Raw genomic sequence first — 21517 nt, 5'->3', positions numbered from 1 at the left:
GCGCGCCGCCTCTGCGCTGCATGAATGCGCTACAGCGCCATCTCGAAGGCGGGTCTGAGGAACAGCTCCATTGCCATGACGATGAGGCTCATCACCGCGGCGGCGAGCGTCAGCACGCCGTATTCGTCGTAGCGCGTGTCATGCAGACACGCGACGACGAACAGAATCGCCATCAGGTTGGTCAGCCAGTCGAAGTTCAGCGCGAGGCTCATCGGTCGAATCGGGGCGTGGGTGCGACGGTGCAATCGCACCGTCAGGTGCCCGCGATTCTATCGAAAGGAGCTTACGGATTCGCAACGGCCGCGCTTACACAGCTTACGTCGCGCGGCGCGCAAAGCCGCGTCAAACGGTGCTTTGCGGCACCATCATGGCGCGCTCGATCCATTCGATTACCGACGTGCGCCGCGGTTGCCAGCCGAGCAGCTTGCGCGCGCGTTCGCCGCGCACGCGGCTGTTCGAGCCAAGACCGTACGAGGCCATTTCATAGCCCCACTCCTGTTTCGCGTCTTCGAGCGGCCAGTCCTGCGGCGCGTCGAGCTTCATCGCGCGTGCGATCGCTGCGCTCATGTCGCGGAACGACGCTTCGCCGCTTTCGACGAAATAGAACGTGCCGGCAGGGGTTTTATCGAGCGCGAGCCGATACAGCTCGGCGACGTCGTCGATATGCACGTTCGACCAGATGTTGCCGCCGCTGCCCACATGACGCACGACGCCGCTCTTCTGCGCCTGGCGCACGAGCCGCGGCAACTGCACGCTCGCGCTGCCGGCCACCGCGCCGTGACCGTAGATCAGCGTATTGCACAGCACGGCCGAGCGAACGTTGCGTTGCGCGGCGTCGAGCACCAGTTGATCGATTGCGACGCGCGCGGCCTTGTCGGCGCTCGGCGTGGGCAGCGCGTCTTCGTGATAGATGCGTGCTTCACCCGCTTCGCCGCCCGACGCATCGCCGACGATGCTCGACCCGCTCGTGTGCAGGAACACCTTGCCCGAACCCGCGAGTCCGTCGATCAGCGCGCGCACCGCGCCTTCGTGATCGCTGCTCGCGGCGTTGACGACGGCGTCTGCCGCTTGCGCTTCGGCGCTCAGCAACGCGCGGTTCTCGAGCGTGCCGAGCACCGGTTCGATGCCGAGCCGTTGCAACTCGGCGCTGTGTTCGGGCTTGCGAATCAGCCCGCGCACCTGATGGCCGGCGCGCGCCAGATGCGCCGCGACCGAGCCGCCAATAAAACCGCTTGCGCCAGTAACGAAAATCTTCAAGACGTTCTCCTGATGGAAAGACTGCTACAGGCACGCAGTATCGCTCGCGCGGATTCTCGCAGAAAGCGTGTTAGTCTCAAATCAATCTTGATTTGAAATCAACAATGAAAACGTCCACCGACGAGTTGCTCGTGTTCGTCACCGTGATCGACAGCGGCTCGATTACCGCCGCGGCCGAGAAGCTGGGGCAGACCGTCTCCGGCGTGAGCCGCGCGCTCACGCGGCTCGAGCGGAAGCTCGACACCGCGCTGGTGACGCGTACGACGCGGCGCCTGCATCTGACCGAGGAGGGCGACGCGTTCCTGCGGCGCGCCCGCGCGATTCTCGACGCGCTCGAAGAGGCCGAGGAATCGGTCGCGCGCGGCCGCCGACGGCCGTCGGGGCGCTTGCGCGTCGACGCGGCGTCGCCGTTCATGCTGCATTGCGTGGCGCCGCATATGACCGCGTTTTCGGCGCTGTATCCGGAGATCCGGCTCGAGCTGACCAGCAACGAGCGGATCGTCGATCTGCTCGAGCAGAAGGTCGACATCGCGATTCGCATCGGCGCGCTGCAGGATTCGACGCTGCATGCGCGCGCGCTCGGCTTCAGCAGGCTGCGCGTGCTCGCGAGTCCGGCATATCTGGCTGAGCACGGCGAGCCGGCGACGCTCGACGCGTTGCGCGCGCATCGGCTGATCGGTTTTACGGCGCCGGAACATCTGAATCGCTGGCCGCTGCGCGCGGGCGGCAACGGGCGTCGCAAAAGCCGGGCTCGACATGACGAAGCCGCGCTGCTGAAGATCGAACCGTCGATCACCGCGTCGAGCGGCGAAACCTTGCGGCAACTGGCGTTATCCGGCTGGGGCATCGCCTGTCTGGCCGACTTCATGACCGCCGCCGACGTGCGCGAAAACCGCCTCGTGCCGATTCTCGGCAACCTGCTCGTCGATCAACGGCAACCGGTGCATGCGGTGTACTACCAGAGCGCATCGCTCGCGGGGCGCGTGCAGTGCTTTCTGGATTTCATCGCGGCGCGAGTCAAGCTGTAATCGCGCATCGGGAGGGTGTATATACAACTGTGGAGAAAACCACGGCGGCCCATGCCGACCCTGGGCGTCCCGAACGAGCCGTAGGCGACGCCCGGGCGAGCGTCCCGGTTTCCCGCCGACGCCACACGTCAAATAATGGAAATCCCCAGGCGCGAAATCTCGAAAAACAAGTTGTATATACAAGGCTCGCCGGCTAGACTTATTTGAACTTGTATAGACAGGATGACAATCATGATTCTGAAGCCCGGCTACCTGACCCTCCCGCAACTGCGCCGGATCGCGCGTGAACACGTCACCCTGCAACTCGATCCCGCGAGCCATGCCGCCATCGACGCGTGCGCGCAGGCCGTCGCCGACATCGCGGCGAAGGGCGAGCCGGCCTACGGCATCAATACTGGCTTCGGCCGCCTCGCCAGCACGCACATCCCGCGCGATCAGCTCGAACTGCTGCAGCGCAATCTGGTGCTGTCGCACGCGGTCGGCGTCGGCGAGCCGATGTCGCGCCCGGTCGTGCGTCTGTTGATCGCGCTGAAGCTGTCGAGCCTCGGCCGCGGCCACTCGGGCATCCGCCGCGAAGTGATGGAAGCGCTGATCGCGCTGTTCAACGCCGACGTGTTGCCGGTGATCCCGGTCAAAGGCTCGGTCGGCGCATCGGGCGACCTCGCGCCGCTCGCGCATATGTCGGCGATCCTGCTCGGCGTCGGCGAAGTGTTCGCGAAGGGCGAGCGCGTGCCCGCCACCGAAGGCCTCGCGCTCGTCGGTCTGAAGCCGCTCACGCTGCAGGCGAAGGAAGGTCTCGCGCTGCTGAACGGCACGCAGGCTTCGACCGCGCTCGCGCTCTACAACATGTTCGCGATCGAAGACCTGTTCCGCACGGCGCTGGTGACCGGCGCGCTGTCGGTGGATGCGGCGATGGGCTCGGTCAAGCCGTTCGATGCGCGCATCCACGAATTGCGCGGCCATCAAGGCCAGATCGACGCGGCGGCGGCTTATCGCTCGCTGCTGCAAGGTTCGGCGATCAACGTGTCGCACATCGACTGCGACAAGGTGCAGGACCCGTACAGCCTGCGCTGCCAACCGCAGGTGATGGGCGCGTGTCTCGACCAGATGCGTCAGTCCGCCGAAACGCTGCTGACGGAAGCGAACGCGGTCTCCGACAATCCACTGATTTTCCCGGATACCGGCGAAGTGCTGTCGGGCGGCAACTTCCACGCCGAGCCGGTCGCGTTCGCCGCGGACAACCTCGCGCTCGCCGTGGCGGAAATCGGCGCGCTCGCGGAACGCCGCATCGCACTGCTGATCGACGCGACGCTGTCGGGCCTGCCGCCGTTCCTTGTCAAGGATGGCGGCGTGAACTCCGGCTTCATGATCGCGCACGTGACGGCCGCCGCGCTCGCGTCGGAAAACAAGACGCTCGCGCATCCGGCCTCGGTCGATTCGCTGCCCACGTCGGCGAACCAGGAAGACCACGTGTCGATGGCGACGTTCGCCGCGCGCAAGCTCGGCGATATTGCCGAGAACACCGCGAACATCCTGTCGATCGAACTACTCGCCGCCGCCCAGGGCGTCGATCTGCGCGCGCCGCACAAGACCAGCCCGAGCCTGCAGAAGGTGATGGACCTCGTGCGCAAGGACGTTGCGCACTACGAGCTCGATCACTACTTCGCACCGGACATCGCGGCGGTCACGAAGCTCGTACAGGCCGGCGCGGTCGCGAAGCTGAGCCCGTTCTCGTTCGCGTCGGAACGATAAGTCGTCGACAGCGCGGATCACACCGATGAACGCACCCGCTTATCAGGGCATCAAGGACTTCATCCTCGCGCGCATTGATGCGGGCGAGTGGGGCGAAGGCGACCAGGTGCCGTCCGAAAACGAGCTGGCGCGCGAGTTCAGCGTCGCGCGCATGACGGTCAACCGTGCGTTGCGCGAATTGACCTCGGAGCAGGTGCTCACACGCGTACAAGGCTCGGGCACTTTCGTCGCCCGGCCCAAGTACGAGTCGACCCTGGTGGCGATCCGCAGCATCTCCGATGAAATCGTCGCGCGCGGTCATCGCTATCACGCGAAGGTGCTGAACCTCGGCGCAAGCATCGCCGATGCGGCGCTCGCCGAAGAGATGCAGGTGAGCGCTGGCAGCCCCGTATTCCATTCGCGCCTGCTGCATTTCGAAAACGACGAGCCGGTGCAACTCGAGGAACGCTGGGTCAACCCGGCCGTCGCGCCCGAATACGCGTTGCAGGACTTCACGAACACGACGCCGAACCAGTACCTGGTGCGTGTCGCGCCGCTGCAGCGCGTCGAATACCGCATCGAGGCGCTCGCGGCCGACGACACGACGCGCGAGCTGCTGAGCATGAGTGAACGTGAGCCGTGTCTCGTGCTGCACCGGCGCACGTGGTCGCAAGGCGAGGTCGCCTCGATTGCGAATCTGTGGCATCCGGGCACCCGTTACCGCTTCACGGGGCATTTCTGAATTCGCTTTCCCGTCTTCGTCGAATCTTTGTCGAACATCTTCACGCCTTCCGAGGGACACCATGAACAATCCGAAACACATCGATCCGCGTCTTGATCCGACTCGCACGATCCGCGCACCGCGTGGCGCCGAAAAGACCTGCAAGACCTGGATCGCGGAAGCCGCGTACCGGATGATCCAGAACAATCTGGACCCCGAAGTGGCCGAGCACCCGCACGCGCTCGTCGTGTACGGCGGCATTGGCCGCGCCGCGCGCAACTGGGATTGCTTCGACCAGATCCTCGCATCGCTGAAGGACCTGAACGAAGACGAAACGCTGCTGATTCAATCGGGCAAGCCGGTCGGCGTGTTCCGCACGCATGCGGACGCACCGCGCGTGCTGCTCGCGAACTCGAACCTCGTACCGCACTGGGCGACGTGGGAACACTTTCACGAACTGGACCGCAAGGGCCTGATGATGTACGGCCAGATGACAGCGGGCAGCTGGATCTATATCGGCAGCCAGGGCATCGTGCAGGGCACCTACGAGACGTTCTTCGCGGTCGCCAACCAGCACTTCAACGGCGATCCGCAAGGCCGCTGGATTCTGACCGGTGGTCTCGGCGGCATGGGCGGCGCGCAGCCGCTCGCGGCGACGATGGCGGGCTTCTCGATGATCGCGGTCGAATGCGACGAGACGCGCATCGACTTCCGTCTGAAGACGCGCTACGTCGACAGGAAAGCGAAGACGCTCGACGAGGCGCTCGCGATGCTCGACGAGGCGAAGCGCGCCGGCAAGCCGGTATCGGTCGGCCTGCTCGGCAATGCCGCCGACGTGTTCGCCGAGTGCGTCGCGCGCGGCATCACGCCGGACTGCGTGACCGATCAGACCAGCGCGCACGACCCGATCCACGGCTACCTGCCGCAAGGCTGGACCGTGGAAGACTGGCGCGAACGGATGAAGACCGCGCCGGAAAGTATCGTCACGCCGGCCAGGCAGTCGATGGCGAACCAGGTGCAGGCGATGCTGACGCTGCAGCAACGCGGCGCGGCAACACTCGACTACGGCAACAACATCCGCCAGATGGCGCTCGAAATGGGCGTGGAAAACGCGTTCGATTTCCCGGGCTTCGTGCCGGCGTATATCCGTCCGCTGTTCTGCGAAGGCAAGGGCCCGTTCCGCTGGGTCGCGCTGTCCGGTGACCCGGAGGACATCTACAAGACCGACGCGAAGGTCAAGGAACTGATCCCCGACGATCCGCACCTGCACAACTGGCTCGACATGGCGCGCGAGCGCATCGCGTTCCAGGGCCTGCCGGCGCGGATCTGCTGGGTCGGCGTGAAAGATCGTTATCGCCTCGGCCAGGCGTTCAACGAAATGGTCAGGAACGGCGAGCTGAAGGCGCCGATCGTGATCGGCCGCGATCACCTCGATACCGGTTCGGTCGCGAGCCCGAACCGCGAAACCGAATCGATGAAAGACGGCTCGGACGCGGTCAGCGACTGGCCGCTGCTCAACGCGCTGCTGAACACGGCGGGCGGTGCGTCGTGGGTCTCGCTGCATCATGGCGGCGGCGTCGGCATGGGCTTCTCGCAGCACGCGGGCGTCGTGATCGTCGCGGACGGCACGCAAGCCGCGCACGAGCGCCTCGGCCGTGTGCTGCTGAACGATCCGGCAACCGGCGTGATGCGTCACGCGGATGCGGGTTATGAACTCGCGCAGCAAACCGCGCGCGACGCTGGCCTCAACCTGCCGATGCTGGGACGCTGATCGTGACCGTTGCCAACGACGCGGGCAACATGGCAGGCGTCACGCTGATTCGCGGCGCCGAGCTCGTGGCGGCGCCGTGGAAAAACGGCGGCGGGGTCACGCGCGAGGTCGCGGCGTTTCCGTCGCCCGGCGGCGGCCAGCGCGCGGCGAGCAACGACTTCATGTGGCGCGTGAGCGTCGCCGATGTCGCGCAGGCGGGACCGTTCTCGCGCTTCGACGGCGTGGACCGGACGCTCGTGTTGCTGTGTGGCGCGGGCATGCTGCTCGATGAGCTGGGCGATGCGGGCGTCGTCAACACGCATGCGTTGCGCCAGCCGCTCGACATTGCGCGCTTCGACGGCGAGGCGCGTATCGACGCTCGGCTCGTCGACGGCGCGACGCGCGACTTCAACCTGATGGTTCGGCGCGATGTGGCGCAGGGCCAGATGGAAGTGTGGCGCACCGGCGCGCAGCCGGATGCGGCGCGCATGCTCGACAGCGACGTGGTCCTGCTGTTTTGCGCGGGCGGCGCGGTGACGGTCGCGTTGGCGACGGAGCACGCGCAAACTGTGCGGCTCGACACCGGCGACACGCTGCGCGTCGACGGGCCGAACGCGCTTGCTTGCACGCTGGCGGGCGATGGCGCGGTGCTCGCGATCACGATCCGCTACACGCGATGACGAGTCGACCGTGACGGGGCACCGCATGCGCTCCCTCACGGACAACCATCCACCGACATGCAACGAGCTGCAAAGAGCACGCGATGAAGCAAACCGTCTGGCAACACCTGAATCTGTGCCCGCAGGGCGATCCTCACCGCACGCTCGCCGATGCCGCGATCGCGGTCGAAGACGGCCGCATCGCGTGGCTCGGCGCGGCGGCTGAAATGCCCGCGCAATATGCCGGATGGCCGCGTGAAGACCTGCGCGGCGCATGGGTGACGCCGGGTCTGATCGATTGTCATACGCACCTCGTGTATGGCGGCCAGCGCGCGGACGAATTCGCGCAGCGCCTCGCGGGCGTCAGCTACGAAGAAATCGCGAGGCAGGGCGGCGGCATCGTATCGACGGTGCGCGCGACGCGCGCGGCGGACGAAACGTCGCTGTGCACGCAAGCGGCCGCGCGGCTCGAACCGCTGCTCGCCGAAGGGGTGACGGCGATCGAAATCAAGTCGGGCTACGGCCTCGACCTCGCGAGCGAGCGCAAGATGCTGCGCGTCGCGCGGCAACTCGGCGAGCGCTATCCGGTGTCGGTCTATACGACGTTTCTCGGCGCGCACGCGCTGCCGCCCGAATTCGCGGGCCGCGCTGACGCGTATATCGACGAAGTCTGCAACACGATGCTGCCCGCGCTCGCGGACGAAGGCCTCGTCGATTCGGTCGACGTATTCTGCGAGCGCATCGGTTTTTCGCTGGCACAAAGCGAGCGCGTGTTCAACGCGGCCGCGCGCTATCAGCTGCCGGTCAAGATGCACGCCGAGCAGTTGTCGAACGGCGGCGGCGCCGCGCTCGCGGCGCGGCATCGCGCGCTGTCGGCGGATCATCTCGAGTTTCTCGACGAAGCCGGCGTCGCCGCGATGAAACAAGCCGGCACCGTCGCGGTGCTGCTGCCGGGCGCGTACTACTTCATTCGCGAGACGCAATTGCCGCCGCTCGAACTGCTGCGGCGCTACGAGGTGCCGATCGCGATCTCGACCGACAGCAACCCGGGCACGTCGCCGTCGACTTCTTTGCTGTTGATGATGAACATGGCGAGCACGCTGTTTCGCATGACCGTGCCCGAGGTGCTGCAAGGCGTGACCGCGCATGCGGCGCGCGCGCTCGGCAAGAACGATCGGCACGGTGCACTGCAGGCCGGGCGCGCGGCCGACTTCGCGGTATGGTCGGTCGATTCGCTGGCCGAGCTCGCTTACTGGATCGGCCGGCCGCTGTGCGCGCGCGTCGTGCGCGCGGGTGAAACCGTTTATACGCGGCGCGAGTCGGGTGTGACTTCAACGAGAACCTGACACATGACGCAATCCAGTCAATCGCTGTTCGCCGCTGATGCATATCTGCCCGAGGGCTGGCGCCGCAACGTGCTGCTCGAATGGGACGCTGACGGCACGCTGAGCGCGGTCACGCCAGATCAGGTCGAAGCGCTGCCGGGCGTGCCACAGGCGGCGGGTCCGCTGATGCCCGGCATGCCGAACCTTCACTCGCACGCGTTTCAGCGCGCGATGGCGGGGCTCACCGAATATCGCGCCAACGCTACGGATAACTTCTGGTCCTGGCGCGAGCTGATGTATCGATTCGCCGCGCGCATGACGCCGGAAGGCCTCGCGAGCGTCGCGCAGTGGCTCTACATCGAAATGCTGAAGGCGGGTTATACGTCGGTGTGCGAGTTCCACTACGTGCATCACGCGCAGGACGGTCAGCGCTATGCGAATCAGGCCGAGCTTGCGCAACGCGTAGTGGACGCGGCATCGGCGAGCGGCATCGGCATCACGATGCTGCCGGTGCTGTATCAGTACAGCGGCTTCGGCGCGCGCGCGCCGCGCGACGATCAGCGGCGCTTCATCAATACGCCGGAGAGCCTGCTCGATCTGCTCGGCACGCTGCGCGCGGCGCGCCCCGAACATGCGGCGTTGCGTTACGGCGTGGCGCCCCATTCGCTGCGCGCAGTGTCGGAGGCGTCGTTGCGGGCGTTGCTTGGCGGCATCGACGCGAGCGCGCCCGTGCATATCCATATCGCCGAACAGACCGCCGAGGTCGACACGTGCATCGAAACCGAAGGCGCGCGGCCCGTGCAATGGCTGCTCGATCGTTTCGACGTGGACAGGCGCTGGTGTCTCGTGCACGCGACCCACGTCGATGCGAACGAAACGCTCGCGCTCGCGAAGAGCGGCGCGGTCGCAGGTCTGTGTCTGACGACCGAGGCCAATCTCGGCGACGGCATTTTCCCCGCGCACGACTACCTCGATGCGCACGGCCGCATCGGTGTCGGTTCGGATAGCCATATCGGTGTCGACTGGCGCGCCGAGCTGCGTCTGCTCGAATACGGACAGCGTTTGACGCGCCGGCAGCGCAACGTGCTCGCGTCGGCGCAAGCTACGCATGTCGCGGATCGACTGTACGCAGCCGCGCTCGACGGCGGCGCGCACGCGAGCGGCCGTGCGGTCGGCGCGTTGCAGCCCGGCCATCGCGCGGACTGGCTGGTGCTCGACGCCGCTCATTCGAGCATCGCCGAGCATGCGCGTGAGGCGTGGCTGTCGGGCGTCGTATTCTGCGAGCACGGCGACACGCCGATCCGCGATGTCTATGCGGGCGGCGTCAAGGTCGTCGACGATCGCAGGCATCGCGATGAAGAGGGTGCGTATGCGCGCTACCGCGCGGCACTCGCGGAACTGCTCGCCTAACGGCCATGACCCGCCGAACCGATTCTTCGATCCCACTGATTCCGGACTGACATGACTGCTTCGAACTTCACGCCGGTTTTCTCGCTGCATCAGGGAAGCCTGCCGCTTCTGATCTCGATCCCGCATCTGGGCACCCGGATTCCCCCCGACATCGCCGCGACGATGACGCCGGTCGCGCAACGCACCGACGATTGCGACTGGCATCTCGACCGCCTCTACGCATTCGCGAAGCGCCTCGGCGCGTCGATGCTGACGCCGGCCTACGCACGCTACGTGATCGACCTGAACCGTCCGCCCGACGGCGCGAACCTGTACCCGGGGCAGGACACCACGGGTCTGCTGCCAGTCGATACGTTCGACAGGGAGCCGCTCTATCTCGACGGCCATCTTCCCGACGACGCCGAAGTCGCCCGCCGTCGCGACGCGTACTGGAAGCCGTATCACGACGCGCTCACCGGCGAGCTAGCGGCACTGAAAGCGAAGCACGGCAAGGTGCTGTTGTGGGAAGCACATTCGATCCGCTCACACGTGCCGCGTTTTTTCGACGGACGTCTGCCGGACTTCAACTTCGGCACCTCGAACGGTGCCAGCGCGGCGCCGGGCATGGCCGACGCGCTGACCGCGCTAGTCGAGCGTCACGGCGGCTATTCGGCGGTCGCCAATGGCCGCTTCAAGGGCGGCTATATCACGCGGCAATACGGACGGCCCGAGCAGGGCGTGCATGCGGTGCAACTCGAACTGTCGCAGATCACGTACATGGAAGAGCGCCTGCCCTACGCGTACGATGAAAACCTCGCCGTGAAGGTCGCGCCGCTGCTCGAAGCGCTGGTGACGACGGCTCTCGCGCGCATGAAGGCAGCCTGACCTCAAGGCGTTCGGGGATCCCGCAGGTGTAACAGCATGTGTCCGTGATTGCGTGCCGGCGCGTTCATATGGAATGGTTTGGACGTCGAGCGCGCAGGGCGTATCGTGCGCCAGCTGTTTCACGACGCGGCGCGCCATGAAAAAAAGCCCCGCGAAAGCGGGGCTTTTTGATGCGCACCGCATCCATCGGACACGGTTTCACCGCCATTAGTGGCAGCGCTTTTCCCAATGATGATGAATGTGCACCTTGTGGCACTCGTGATGATGCTCATTGGCCTGAGCGGGCGCGATCGTGCTCAGGGTGGCGACGGCTGCGGCGATGGCGACAACGATTTTCTTCATTACAAAACCCTTAAGTCAGTGTTGTGGAGCAACCGACGCGGCACCACGCGCGCCGCATCGGCGGGTCAGCATGCCACATCACGCGGACGCAGGTCGGAACGGCGCGCGAATACGTGTGTCAATGCAACACGCGATGTGTCATCAGCCCTGTTTTGACGCGTTTTGCGCTGAATTTGGCCGATGCGGGGGCCACACCGCACGCCAGGCGGCATACCGGCATTGCGCGCGACACCGCGACGCGACTAGTCTTTCAAAACGATGACATGCGCGATGCGGTCATCGATTCATCAGGCGACAAGATGGAAGACCCAGCGATGGAAGATTCCGACGAACTGCTGCTGCCAGTCTGGCGCGCGAACCTGGTGTTGCTGACCAGCGAGGTCGGCGCCGCGAGCCGGCTCGCGCGCATGATGACGTTTTCCGCGAGCTATCTGAAGCTGATGCTGTCCGGCCAGCGCGAATTCAGCGAGGAGTTCGTGCGCGGCGTCGAGGCGGTCACGGGTTTGCCGGGCGGCTGGATGAACGTGCCGCACGCCGATCACGAGATCCCGTCGAATGCGCGCGAGGCGATCGACAACGAGCAGCCGCTCGCGCGCTTTCGCGGCACCGCGCATCCGGTGCGCAAGAAGACGGTACTGCGGCCCGAGCCGATTTTTGGGCAGCCGGTACCCGCGCGACGCATCGAGGAAGGAACGCTCGATGTCGAAGCGCACCGCCGTCACGCGCATTTTCGCAAGGTGCGCGATCTCGCGGCGCAGGAAGTGCGGCGCTTCGAGCGGCATCTGCTGCATGCGCCGGTGGAGCTCGCGTCGATGCGCGCGAAGGTCGAGGACGTATTGGCCGCGGCCGAACTCGACGAACGCATTCAGGCCGACCTCGAGGGCCGGCTCGAACAGATCGACAAACACCGGCACATGCTGATCAGGCACGTGGAAAAACTGCAGGCGCTGTTGAGCCAGCTCGACGACGGCGAGTGATGACGAGTGACGGCGGCCGCTTCATGCTGGGGAACATCGTCGTCACGTTGACGCACACGTCGATCGCGCTGATCGGGCTCGCGTGCATCGCCTTGTCCCTTTGCGCGGCCGCGGCCGACATCGTCACCTCCACCGACGAACCCGCGCCTTCGACGATCGAGCGCGACGTCCATCTGTTCGTGATCCAGAAGGACGGCTCCATCGAGGAACACGACGACACGCTGATGCGCGCGGACACGGCCAGCGGCGTCGACGCTATCGCGCAACGCTACGTGTGGTTCAACAAGGACATCGAGCAGGTGCAGCTGTTGGCCGCCGAAACGATCGATCCCGACGGCACCGCGCATGCGGTCCGCCCCGAGGCGATCCGCGACGTTCAGGAGCCGCGCTCGGCCGGCGCGCCGAGCTTCGAGGACGGCGTGTTGCGCACCGTGATCTTCCCGGGCGTCCAGACCGGCTCGCGCGTGCATCTCGCGTTTCGCAAGACGCGCGCGAAGGCGCTGCAGGCGGGCACCTTCGGATATCTGGTCGAACCGTCGCTCGAGCCCGTCGACGAGCAGCGTCTGATCTTCGATCTGCCCGCCGACGTGCCGCTCTATGTGGACGCGCGCGGCTACGTCGCGCTGCCGCCCGTCAGCGCGAATGGCCGCACCCGCTACGAGTTCGACTATCGGCACGGCCCGTATGCGCGGCTCGAAGCGGGCGCGGTCGGCTACGCGAACTGGGGCGACCGGCTGATGGTATCGACGGTGCCGGACTTCGCGAGCTTCGCCGCGCGCTATCGCGGTCCCGCCGACAACGACGCGACCCGCGAGGACCCGGGAATCGTCCGTCTCGCGCAACAACTGACGGCGGGCCTGACCGATCCTCGCGACAAAGCCCGCGCGCTATACGACTGGATGCGTCTGAACATCCGTTACGTCGCGCTCTTTCTCGGCGAGACGGCGGCGATTCCGCACAAGGCGGCCGACATCCTGCGCAACCGCTATGGCGACTGCAAGGACCATGTCGCGCTCTACGGCGCGCTGCTCGCGGCGGCCGGCATTCGCAGCGAGCCGGCGCTGCTCAATCTCGGCCCGTACTACACGCTGCCCGACGTGCCCGGCTACGGCGCGAGCGCGATCAATCACGTGATCGTCTGGATTCCCGAACTGGCGCAATTCGCCGACACGTCGGCGGGCGGCACCGAATTCGGCTATCTGCCGAGCGGCGTGATGGACCGCCCGGTGCTGCTCGTCGACGCCGGCGTGCTGGCGCGCACGCCCGCCACGCAACGGCGCGAACGCAACGCGCGCGTGCAGATCGACATCGACGAAAGCGGCACCGCACACTACGCGTACCGCGTCGAGGATATCGGCTATACCGCGGAACTCGAGCGCAACACGTTCCGCCGCGCGACGCGCCAGCATGCGCAGCAGCTTGCCGCGGGCCGTCTGCTGCAAACCGGACTGCACGGCACCGCGCAGTTGCAGACCGACGATGTCGCCGTGACCGGCGGCCCGTTCGCGACGTCGATGCAAGGCAGCGTGCCGCATCTGATCTGGCCGGATGGCACGACCGCCGTGCCGGCGCTGACGAGCCTCGCCGGCGGCATGGGCTCGCAGGTCGAGGCGTGGCTCGCGGAGCCCGTCAGAACACAGCCGTGGGCATGCATCGGCGGGGAATTCGATGAAACGCTGGAGCTCAGCTTGCCGCGCTTCGTGCGCGAGACGGACCTGCCGACCGACAGCACGGTCGAAGACCCGCTGCTCACGTTCGCGTCGCACTACGTTTTCGATCCGGCGACGCGCACGTTGCAGGTCAACCGGCATCTGCGCGCCGCCTTCGGGCATCAGATGTGCACGGCAAACGAATTCATCGCGATTCGCGACGACCTCGTGCGCATCGAGCGCGATCTCGATGCCGAGGTGGTCGTGCGGGCGGCGAGCGCAAAGCAGTAGCGCGCCCTGCGCCGGCCGGTGTGGCGGTTTTGCGTTGCTGCGAGCAGATTCGAGCTACTGCCTAGCGCTCGCCTTGCAGACGCAGCAGCTCTTCGCGCAGACGCAGCAGTGGCGCCTTCGTGTCTTCGTCGGCCCACGTGTCGAGGTCGTCGATCGCGCGCTGGCAGCCGTCGAGCACCACGTCGAGATCGACCGGCACGCCGTTGTTCAGCGCGAAACCGATCGTCTCGGCGAACTGCTGGCACTCGTCCTCGCCATATGAGATGTCGAGATTGTCGGCGATGACTTCGGCGATGTTGCTGCGCGCCTTGTCGTCGGCCGTCACCATGTCGACGATGCCGCGCGCGACGGCGAGCGAGTAGTAGAGCGCGATATCGAGCCATTGCGCCGGATCGAAGTCGGGCTGCTCGAACTGGTTCTCGAAGAACTCGATCGCTTCCTGTTCGTGCGCTTCGTCCGCGTCGACGCTGATGCACAACTGCTCGAAAAATTCTTCCCGCTCGCTGCGGATATGACCGTCCATCGATGCCTCGTCTGCTGTATGCCGGATGCTGAAAATGCCATGGAGCGCGGGCGCAAGCCCTGGTCCACGCGGCACGCATTATAGGACGACCGCCAGCAGGGCGCTGGCGAGGGTGCCCGGCGACGAGCGACGTGCTTACCGAAACTACGCCGTCTCCGCGACCCACGCATCGAACCACTCGCGCGGCTGGGCGATTTCATTTTGCATCGCCACGAGTTCGAGCTCATAGCGCCCGGCCTGCCAGGTCGCCTTGACCACCGCGTTCACCGCGGCGAGCGTGTGCTCGAAGGCCGAGCGGATCGAATCGCCAAGCAGCGTGCGCGCGACGAATACCGCGCTGGTCAGATCGCCGACGCCGACCGGTTGGCGCGCGAACGGATAGAGCGGGCGCTGTCCCATCCACGCTTCGCGCTCGGTGACGACGAGCATGTTGAAGCAGTCCGCCGGACTGTTGCGATCGAGCAGATGCTTGACGAGCACGAGCTTCGGCCCGCGCGCGAGCACCTCGCGGCACGCGGTCACGGCTTCCTCGAGCGTCTCGATCTCGCGGCCGACGAGGCGCTGCAATTCGATGTGATTCGGCGCGATCGCGTCGGCGACTCGCGGCATCTCGCGCACGAGGAATTCCTGGATGCCCGGATCGACCTTGTAGCCGCCCGCCGCGCCCATCACCGGATCGCAGAAGTACCAGGCGCGAGGATTGACCGCCTTGACCGCCTTGACGATTTCGATCACCGCCCGCGCCTGTTCCGTCGTGCCGAGATAGCCCGAGAGCACCGCGTCGCAACGCGGCAGCATGCCGATCGCGCCGATGCTTTCGACGAGTTCTTCCATCTGCGATGCGTCGATCGCGCTGCCGCTCCAGTGCCCGTATTGCGTGTGATTCGAGAACTGCATGGTGTTGAGCGGCCACACGTTGACGCCGAGCCGGCGCATCGGAAACACGGCCGCGCTGTTGCCGGCGTGACCGAACACGACATGGGACTGAATGCTCAGAACATTTTTTGTCATGGTAAGGCTCGCGCAACCGGTCATGCGCGATCAACAAAACAGGAAGGGAGGCTCGCGCGGGCGGACCGTTGACCCCGGCGCCGCGCGACAGACATGCCTGATATGGATGGTGCAGGAAAAACGCACGATCTGCATCGCCGGCAAGTTAGCAAACGATACAGGAGTTTGACAGCCGCGAGTTGATCCGTCCCCGTGCTGTTGCGCCGAACCATCAAACGCGCGTGAGGATTAACAAAATCTGACAGATTCGCGCGCGGCCGATGCTTCAGACGAGCTCGCGATACAAGGCCAGATAGCGATCGGCCGACGCGCCCCAGCCGAAGTCCCGGCGCATCGCGCGCCGCTGCGTGGCCTTCCACTCGGTGCGACGCCCGTAGAGCGCGAACGCGCGGCGGATCGCCCCGGAGAGTCCCTGCGGATCGAAGCGTTCGAACACGAAGCCGGTGGCCAGATCGTCGGCGAGGTTTTCGAGCGATGCGTCGGCGACCGTATCCGCGAGACCGCCAATGCAGTGCACGAGTGGCAGCGATCCGTAGGCGAGTGCATAGAGCTGGGTGAGCCCGCACGGCTCGAAACGCGACGGCACCGCGACCACGTCGCTGCCGGCGATGATCGTATGCGCGAGCGTTTCGTCGAAGCCGAGCTCGACCGCGACCGCTTCCGGATGCGCCTGCGCGACCATCTTGAGGCCGTTCTCGAGCGCCGGATCGCCGCTGCCGAACACGACCAGTTGCCCGCCGCGCTTGACGATCTCGGGCACCGCGCCGAGCAGCAGATCGAGGCCCTTCTGCTCGGTCAGCCGGCTGACGACGCCGAACAGCAGCGCATCGCTTCTCTGCGCGAGGCCGAAGCGTTTTTGCAGCGCTTCCTTGCAGGCGAGCTTGCCGGCCAGCCGCGATGCGCTGTAGTGCGTCGCGAGCAACGTATCGGTGGCGGGATTCCACACCGCGTAGTCGACACCGTTCAGGATGCCGCTCAGATCGTGCGCGCGATGGCGCAGCAGCGCATCGAGCCCACCGCCGTGCGCGAGCATCTGGATTTCGCGCGCGTAGGTCGGGCTGACGGTCGTGATGCGGTCGGCGTAGTAGAGCCCCGCCTTCAGGAACGATAGCTGCCCATAGAATTCGACACCGTGCATGTTGAAGAAATCGTGCGGCAGGCCGAGCAGGCCGAACTGATGCGCGGGAAAGATCCCCTGGTAGGCGAGGTTGTGAATCGTAAACAGGCTGCGCGCGGGCGCGCGGCCGTGCTCGCGTTCGGCGGCCTTCAGGTAGGCGGGCGCGAGCCCCGCGTGCCAGTCGTGCGCGTGGACGATCCGCGGCGACCATGTCGGGTCGAGCTGCTGCGCGAGTTGCGCGGCAATCCAGCCGAGCAGCGCGAAACGCTGCGCGTTGTCGCCGTACGGCACGTGTTCGTCGTTCAGATACGGGTTGCCGGGCCGGTCGTACAGCGTCGCGGCGCGGATCACATAGACGGTGAGCCCGTTGGTGGGCAGCGTGCCGCGTTCGAGCGTCACGTTCGGCGCGCCGAAGCGGCTCCCCAGCTGCGCGACCGGCTGCAGATCCCGCAGGCCGGCGAGCACGGCCGGAAAGCCCGGCAGCAGCACCCGCACGTCGGCGCCGCGCTCGATCAGCGCGGACGGCAGCGCGCCCGCGACGTCGGCGAGACCGCCCGTTTTGAGGAGGGGATACAGCTCGCTTGCGACGTGCAGGGCGCGAATCGTCATAGGCCGGGTCTCTGTCGGGGTGGCAGCGTTGCTCGGGGTGGGCGAATAGTTCACACGGTGGTTCGGGCGAAGCCGGATGGCCGGCGGCGTGGCCGCCGGCGCGGGCATGCGGCGCGCGCGCTAGTTCGGATGCTTGCGCAACGCCTCCTGCGTGACCAGCACGACGCCTTCGTCGGTGCGATAAAAGCGCTCGGCGTCGCGCGCCGGGTCTTCGCCGATCACCGTGCCTTCCGGAATCGTGCAGCCACGGTCGATCACCACCTTCTGCAGGCGACAGCTCGGGCCGACCGTGACCTGCGGCAACAAGACTGCCTCATTGATATTACAGAACGAACTCACTTTCACGTTCGACGACAGCACCGAGCGCGAAATCTGCGAGCCCGAGATCACGCAGCCGCCGCAAACGATCAGATTGTTGCCCGAGCCCTGCAGCCCCTTCATGTCGCGTACGAACTTCGCGGGCGGCAACTGCTCCTGGTAGGTCCAGATCGGCCATGACTCGTCGTACAGGTCGAGCGTCGGGATCGTCGACGCGAGGTCGAGGTTCGCGGACCAGTACGCGTCGATCGTGCCGACGTCGCGCCAGTACGGCTCGACGCTCGGGTCCGATGACACGCACGACATGCTGAACGGGTGCGCGATCGCGACGCCCTGCGTGACGACGCGCGGCAGGATGTCCTTGCCGAAGTCGTGATCGGTGTCGATCGCGGCGATGTTCTCCTCGAGCAACGTGTACAGGTAGTCGGCGTTGAACACGTAGATGCCCATGCTCGCGAGCGCCGAGTCGGGACGGCCTGGCATCGCGGGCGGGTCGGCCGGCTTTTCGACGAAGCCGGTCACGCGGCGGTTTTCGTCGACCGCCATCACGCCGAACGCGACCGCGTCCATGCGCGGCACTTCGATGCAGCCGACCGTGCAGTCGGCGCCGCTGTCCGCGTGATCGGCGATCATGCGCGTGTAGTCCATCTTGTAGATGTGGTCGCCCGCGAGCACGACCACGTACTTCGGGCGGATCGAGTGGATGATGTCGAGGTTCTGGAACACCGCGTCGGCGGTGCCGCGATACCAGTGCGCGCCTTCGACGCGCTGCTGGGCGGGCCATAGGTCGATGAACTCGCCCATCTCGCCGCGCAGAAAGCTCCAGCCGCGCTGCAGATGCCGCAGCAGCGAATGCGCCTTGTACTGCGTGACCACCGCGATGCGGCGGATGCCGGAGTTCAGGCAGTTGGACAGCGCGAAGTCGATGATCCGGTATTTGCCGCCGAAGTGCACCGCCGGCTTCACGCGCTTGTTCGTGAGCGGCCCGAGCCGGGTGCCGCGGCCGCCTGCGAGGACGATCGCGAGGGTAGTGCGCTGTAAGTCGTTTAGCCGTGCCGGAGTATTCATAGGTGTCTCCTGTGGAGCGAAGCGAGCACTTCGGTGCTTGCTTCAATCCGATGCAAGATGGTTGCTTGATTGATATACCCCGGATGATCTGGTCGCTTCCTCTCCGCAGATGATTCGTGCTGCCTGGCAGTCGTGCCGCGCTATCGTTGTTGGCTGCCTGTTTCTCGCCGGTCCATCAGTCTGTTCTAGCACCGATTGGACGCGAGCGAATAGTGTTTATCGCGGGGGCCGCGTGGCGGACCATCCTCTAACGATGGCCTGTTGCGGCGCGCCAATCGGTGCGGCGCAACACATAGAGCGCGAGGTCGCGCGCGGACGATGCATGATCCAAGGGCCGCAATACGCATGCCACACCGCCTCAGCCGCGAGGCGGGCCCGCTGTTGCGGGCGCGGCGCCAGAGCTCGGCGGCGCGTCGTAGAATCGTGTGCTCCGAGCCTCGTGCGTCGTGCGTTCCCGATTGCATTTTTCCAGAACATCCCGATGAATCTTCGCCGTCCATTCCTGCTTGCCGTGTCGAGTGTCTGCGCTTGTGCGATGCTGTGCGCGGCGTCTGTCGCGGTGGCCGCCACGAGCGCCGCGGCCGCGTCCTCTGTCGACGATCCCGGCCCGGCCTACGGTCCGGAACTGCAGGGCTTCAGCTATCCAGCGCCGGTCGAACGCTTCGAATTCACTTCGCAGGCCGTGCCTTTGCAGATGGCGTATATCGACGTGAAGCCGGCGCATGGCAACGGCCGCACCGTGGTGTTGCTGCAGGGCAAGAATTTCTGTTCGGCGACGTGGGACGCAACGATTCGCCGGTTGAGCAATGCCGGCTATCGCGTGATCGCACCGGATCAGATCGGCTTCTGTAAATCCAGCAAGCCTGAGCATTACCAGTACAGCTTCCAGCAGCTCGCGCGCAATACGCACGCGCTGCTCCAGTCGCTCGGCGTCAGCGACGTGACGGTGGTCGGCCATTCGACGGGCGGCATGCTCGCCATCCGCTATGCGCTGATGTATCCGCGCGAGACGCAGCAACTGGTGCTCGTGAACCCGATCGGACTCGAGGACTGGAAGGCGAAGGGCGTGCCGTCGCTGTCGGTCGAGCAGTGGTATCAGCGGGAGCTCAAGACCACCGCCGACGGCATCCGCCGCTACGAACAGGCGACCTACTACGCGGGGCAATGGCGCGCGGACTACGACCCGTCGGTGCAGATGCTAGCGGGCATGTATCGCGGACCGGGCAAGCAGGTCGTCGCGTGGAATTCCGCGCTGCTCTACGACATGATTTACACGCAGCCTGTTGTCTATGAACTGGGGCAGCTCAGCATGCCGACGCTGCTGCTGATCGGTCAGAAGGACACGACCGCGGTCGGCAAGGATGCGGCGCCCCCCGAGGTGCGCGCGACGCTCGGCCATTACCCGGAACTAGGCCGCGCGGCCGCGAAGGCGATCCCGCATGCGACGCTGGTCGAGTTCGCGGACCTGGGGCACGCGCCGCAGATGCAGGACCCGGACGCGTTTCACAAGGCGCTGCTCGACGGACTGGCGGCGGTGCCGACGAATCGCTGATGGTGCCCTCGAGGTGAGACGCCGGGCCGCTGTGTCCGGCTTGGTCCAACTCAGTGCAAAAGAAAAGGGCGACTCGCGATGAGCCGCCCTTTTTTCGTGCATTGCGGTGTCCGCCGATCGGTTCGCGAACCGCTTATTTGCCCGCCGTCAATTCATCGCGCACCTCGGCGCCGATCTCGAACGAGCGCAGCCGCGCTTCGTGATTGTAAATCTGCGCGGTCAGCATCAACTCGTTCGCGCCGGTCTGCTCGATGATCGATTGCAGACCTTCGCGGATTGCGTCGCGATCGCCGAGCGCCGTGCACGCGAGCGCGCGCGCGACGTTGTTCAGCTCCATCTCCGAGGCCTCGAGCCGCTCGACCGGAGGCTGCAATTGCCCCGGCGTGCCGCGCCGCAGATTGATGAACTGCTGCTGTAGCGACGTGAACAGCCGCGCGGCATCGTCGTTCGTGTCGGCGGCGAACAGATTGACGCCGACCATCGCGTAGGGTTTCGCTAGCGTCGCCGACGGCCGAAACTGCGAGCGATACACCTGCAGCGCGCTCAACATGTAATCGGGTGCGAAGTGCGACGCGAACGCGAACGGCAGCCCCAGCGCCGCGGCCAGTTGCGCGCTGTACAGCGACGAGCCGAGCAGCCACAGCGGCACGTTCAGGCCCGCGCCCGGCACCGCGCGAATGCGCTGGCCCGCGACCGGCTCGGCGAAGTAACGCTGCAATTCGACGACGTCGTCGGGGAAGGTTTCGGCACTCGCCTGCAGATCGCGGCGCAGCGCGCGGGCAGTGGTCTGGTCGGTGCCGGGCGCGCGGCCGAGGCCGAGATCGATCCGCCCCGGATACAGCGACGCGAGCGTGCCGAACTGTTCGGCGATCACGAGCGGCGCATGGTTCGGCAGCATGATGCCGCCGGAGCCGACCCGAATCGTCTTCGTGCCGCCGGCCACGTAGCCGATCACGACCGAGGTCGCCGCGCTCGCGATGCCGGTCATGTTGTGATGCTCGGCGAGCCAGTAACGCTTGTAGTTCAGCTTTTCCGCGTGCTGCGCGAGCGACAGCGTGTTCCTGAACGCGTCAGCCGGCGTGGCGCCCGCGGTGACGGGTGAAAGATCGAGAACCGAAAAGGGGATCATTGTCTGATTGCGATGGGCGGCGCTTTCGCGCGATGGCGCATTGTGGCAAAGCGGCGGTTTTTCTGCTGGCGGCGCGGCGATGCCCATGACGGCCGAAGGGTTGGCAAGGCTCGGCCGGTACCGACAAGGCGCGGAAATTGCGTTTGCATGGCGTGTTCGCGCGGCGATGCTTCGCCTTTGCCGCGC

At 66.0% G+C, this 21517-nt stretch carries 19 protein-coding genes; 11 read left to right on the top strand and 8 right to left on the bottom strand.

Going from position 1 to position 21517, the window contains the following annotated elements; translation table 11 throughout:
* Positions 1-29 precede the first annotated feature (29 nt).
* Both F6X42_RS03545 and F6X42_RS03540 read right to left on the bottom strand, forming a co-directional pair.
* Entirely contained in the window at positions 30-212 is a 183-nt protein-coding gene (locus F6X42_RS03545) for a hypothetical protein (protein WP_187632878.1), read from the bottom strand.
* A gap of 130 nt (positions 213-342) precedes the next feature.
* Positions 343-1257, bottom strand: a complete 915-nt coding sequence (locus F6X42_RS03540) for an NAD-dependent epimerase/dehydratase family protein (protein ID WP_187632877.1) — start codon at positions 1255-1257, stop codon at positions 343-345.
* 104 nt (positions 1258-1361) lie between these two features.
* Here F6X42_RS03540 and F6X42_RS03535 point away from each other — a divergent pair, with 104 nt between their 5' ends.
* The 8 genes from F6X42_RS03535 to hutG all read left to right on the top strand — a co-directional run bounded on the left by F6X42_RS03535 (position 1362) and on the right by hutG (position 10745).
* Positions 1362-2285 carry a LysR family transcriptional regulator gene (locus F6X42_RS03535; RefSeq protein ID WP_187632876.1) on the top strand — a complete coding sequence of 308 codons (924 nt, stop codon included), beginning with the start codon at positions 1362-1364 and terminating at the stop codon, positions 2283-2285.
* A gap of 231 nt (positions 2286-2516) precedes the next feature.
* Positions 2517-4037: a histidine ammonia-lyase gene (hutH, locus tag F6X42_RS03530; RefSeq protein WP_187632875.1), complete on the top strand. Its 1521-nt coding sequence runs from the start codon at positions 2517-2519 to the stop codon at positions 4035-4037.
* Positions 4038-4062: 25 nt separating this feature from the next.
* The gene (hutC, locus tag F6X42_RS03525; protein ID WP_187632874.1) at positions 4063-4758 is read left to right on the top strand and encodes a histidine utilization transcriptional repressor HutC; all 696 of its coding nucleotides are present in this window, start codon (positions 4063-4065) and stop codon (positions 4756-4758) included.
* 61 nt (positions 4759-4819) lie between these two features.
* Positions 4820-6508, top strand: coding sequence for a urocanate hydratase (gene hutU, locus F6X42_RS03520; RefSeq protein ID WP_187632873.1), 1689 nt, complete (start codon positions 4820-4822; stop codon positions 6506-6508).
* Between the two features lie 29 nt (positions 6509-6537).
* Positions 6538-7167 (top strand): HutD/Ves family protein, encoded by a 630-nt coding sequence (locus F6X42_RS03515; RefSeq protein WP_187632950.1) that lies wholly within the window; start codon positions 6538-6540, stop codon positions 7165-7167.
* Between the two features lie 83 nt (positions 7168-7250).
* Positions 7251-8492, top strand: coding sequence for an imidazolonepropionase (gene hutI / locus F6X42_RS03510; RefSeq protein ID WP_187632872.1), 1242 nt, complete (start codon positions 7251-7253; stop codon positions 8490-8492).
* Between the two features lie 3 nt (positions 8493-8495).
* On the top strand, positions 8496-9881 hold the full coding sequence (locus F6X42_RS03505) for a formimidoylglutamate deiminase (RefSeq protein WP_187632871.1): 1386 nt from the start codon (positions 8496-8498) through the stop codon (positions 9879-9881).
* A gap of 51 nt (positions 9882-9932) precedes the next feature.
* Positions 9933-10745, top strand: a complete 813-nt coding sequence (gene hutG / locus F6X42_RS03500) for an N-formylglutamate deformylase (protein WP_187632870.1) — start codon at positions 9933-9935, stop codon at positions 10743-10745.
* Between the two features lie 207 nt (positions 10746-10952).
* Here the strand turns inward: hutG and F6X42_RS45240 are convergent, their stop codons facing one another.
* Complete coding sequence (locus tag F6X42_RS45240; RefSeq protein ID WP_281393937.1) at positions 10953-11087, bottom strand: hypothetical protein; 135 nt, start codon at positions 11085-11087, stop codon at positions 10953-10955.
* A gap of 314 nt (positions 11088-11401) precedes the next feature.
* On the opposite strand from F6X42_RS45240, the gene F6X42_RS03495 reads away from it, so the two are divergent.
* Positions 11402-12064 (top strand): hypothetical protein, encoded by a 663-nt coding sequence (locus F6X42_RS03495; RefSeq protein ID WP_187632869.1) that lies wholly within the window; start codon positions 11402-11404, stop codon positions 12062-12064.
* A gap of 23 nt (positions 12065-12087) precedes the next feature.
* Positions 12088-14004 (top strand): DUF3857 domain-containing transglutaminase family protein, encoded by a 1917-nt coding sequence (locus tag F6X42_RS03490; protein ID WP_246529948.1) that lies wholly within the window; start codon positions 12088-12090, stop codon positions 14002-14004.
* A gap of 61 nt (positions 14005-14065) precedes the next feature.
* On the opposite strand, the gene F6X42_RS03485 is transcribed toward F6X42_RS03490, so the two are convergent.
* From F6X42_RS03485 to glgC, 4 genes are all read right to left on the bottom strand, one after another.
* Positions 14066-14527 carry a hypothetical protein gene (locus tag F6X42_RS03485; protein WP_187632868.1) on the bottom strand — a complete coding sequence of 154 codons (462 nt, stop codon included), beginning with the start codon at positions 14525-14527 and terminating at the stop codon, positions 14066-14068.
* A gap of 144 nt (positions 14528-14671) precedes the next feature.
* The gene (gene pdxY, locus F6X42_RS03480) at positions 14672-15538 is read right to left on the bottom strand and encodes a pyridoxal kinase PdxY (protein ID WP_187632867.1); all 867 of its coding nucleotides are present in this window, start codon (positions 15536-15538) and stop codon (positions 14672-14674) included.
* Positions 15539-15803: 265 nt separating this feature from the next.
* On the bottom strand, positions 15804-17264 hold the full coding sequence (gene glgA / locus F6X42_RS03475; RefSeq protein WP_187632866.1) for a glycogen synthase GlgA: 1461 nt from the start codon (positions 17262-17264) through the stop codon (positions 15804-15806).
* 120 nt (positions 17265-17384) lie between these two features.
* A complete protein-coding gene (gene glgC, locus F6X42_RS03470; protein WP_187632865.1) occupies positions 17385-18650 on the bottom strand; it encodes a glucose-1-phosphate adenylyltransferase in 1266 nt (421 codons plus the stop codon).
* Positions 18651-19131: 481 nt separating this feature from the next.
* On the opposite strand from glgC, the gene F6X42_RS03465 reads away from it, so the two are divergent.
* On the top strand, positions 19132-20202 hold the full coding sequence (locus F6X42_RS03465; RefSeq protein WP_187632864.1) for an alpha/beta fold hydrolase: 1071 nt from the start codon (positions 19132-19134) through the stop codon (positions 20200-20202).
* A gap of 133 nt (positions 20203-20335) precedes the next feature.
* Here F6X42_RS03465 and F6X42_RS03460 read toward each other — a convergent pair whose 3' ends face one another.
* Positions 20336-21331 carry an LLM class flavin-dependent oxidoreductase gene (locus F6X42_RS03460; protein ID WP_187632863.1) on the bottom strand — a complete coding sequence of 332 codons (996 nt, stop codon included), beginning with the start codon at positions 21329-21331 and terminating at the stop codon, positions 20336-20338.
* Positions 21332-21517: the final 186 nt, after the last annotated feature.

The organism is Paraburkholderia podalyriae, assembly GCF_014397785.1.
GTDB classification, from domain to species: domain Bacteria; phylum Pseudomonadota; class Gammaproteobacteria; order Burkholderiales; family Burkholderiaceae; genus Paraburkholderia; species Paraburkholderia podalyriae.
This window is presented reverse-complemented; position numbering and strand designations above follow the sequence as displayed.

Bases quoted from the DNA above. Each gene is read 5' to 3' on its own strand.
- F6X42_RS03545 (WP_187632878.1), bottom strand. From the start codon at position 212: ATGAGCCTCGCGCTGAACTTCGACTGGCTGACCAACCTGATGGCGATT.
- F6X42_RS03535 (WP_187632876.1), top strand. From the start codon at position 1,362: ATGAAAACGTCCACCGACGAGTTGCTCGTGTTCGTCACCGTGATCGAC.
- hutH (WP_187632875.1), top strand. From the start codon at position 2,517: ATGATTCTGAAGCCCGGCTACCTGACCCTCCCGCAACTGCGCCGGATC.
- hutC (WP_187632874.1), top strand. From the start codon at position 4,063: ATGAACGCACCCGCTTATCAGGGCATCAAGGACTTCATCCTCGCGCGC.
- hutU (WP_187632873.1), top strand. From the start codon at position 4,820: ATGAACAATCCGAAACACATCGATCCGCGTCTTGATCCGACTCGCACG.
- F6X42_RS03515 (WP_187632950.1), top strand. From the start codon at position 6,538: ATGGCAGGCGTCACGCTGATTCGCGGCGCCGAGCTCGTGGCGGCGCCG.
- hutI (WP_187632872.1), top strand. From the start codon at position 7,251: ATGAAGCAAACCGTCTGGCAACACCTGAATCTGTGCCCGCAGGGCGAT.
- F6X42_RS03505 (WP_187632871.1), top strand. From the start codon at position 8,496: ATGACGCAATCCAGTCAATCGCTGTTCGCCGCTGATGCATATCTGCCC.
- hutG (WP_187632870.1), top strand. From the start codon at position 9,933: ATGACTGCTTCGAACTTCACGCCGGTTTTCTCGCTGCATCAGGGAAGC.
- F6X42_RS45240 (WP_281393937.1), bottom strand. From the start codon at position 11,087: ATGAAGAAAATCGTTGTCGCCATCGCCGCAGCCGTCGCCACCCTGAGC.
- F6X42_RS03495 (WP_187632869.1), top strand. From the start codon at position 11,402: ATGGAAGATTCCGACGAACTGCTGCTGCCAGTCTGGCGCGCGAACCTG.
- F6X42_RS03490 (WP_246529948.1), top strand. From the start codon at position 12,088: ATGCTGGGGAACATCGTCGTCACGTTGACGCACACGTCGATCGCGCTG.
- F6X42_RS03485 (WP_187632868.1), bottom strand. From the start codon at position 14,527: ATGGACGGTCATATCCGCAGCGAGCGGGAAGAATTTTTCGAGCAGTTG.
- pdxY (WP_187632867.1), bottom strand. From the start codon at position 15,538: ATGACAAAAAATGTTCTGAGCATTCAGTCCCATGTCGTGTTCGGTCAC.
- glgA (WP_187632866.1), bottom strand. From the start codon at position 17,264: ATGACGATTCGCGCCCTGCACGTCGCAAGCGAGCTGTATCCCCTCCTC.
- glgC (WP_187632865.1), bottom strand. From the start codon at position 18,650: ATGAATACTCCGGCACGGCTAAACGACTTACAGCGCACTACCCTCGCG.
- F6X42_RS03465 (WP_187632864.1), top strand. From the start codon at position 19,132: ATGAATCTTCGCCGTCCATTCCTGCTTGCCGTGTCGAGTGTCTGCGCT.
- F6X42_RS03460 (WP_187632863.1), bottom strand. From the start codon at position 21,331: ATGATCCCCTTTTCGGTTCTCGATCTTTCACCCGTCACCGCGGGCGCC.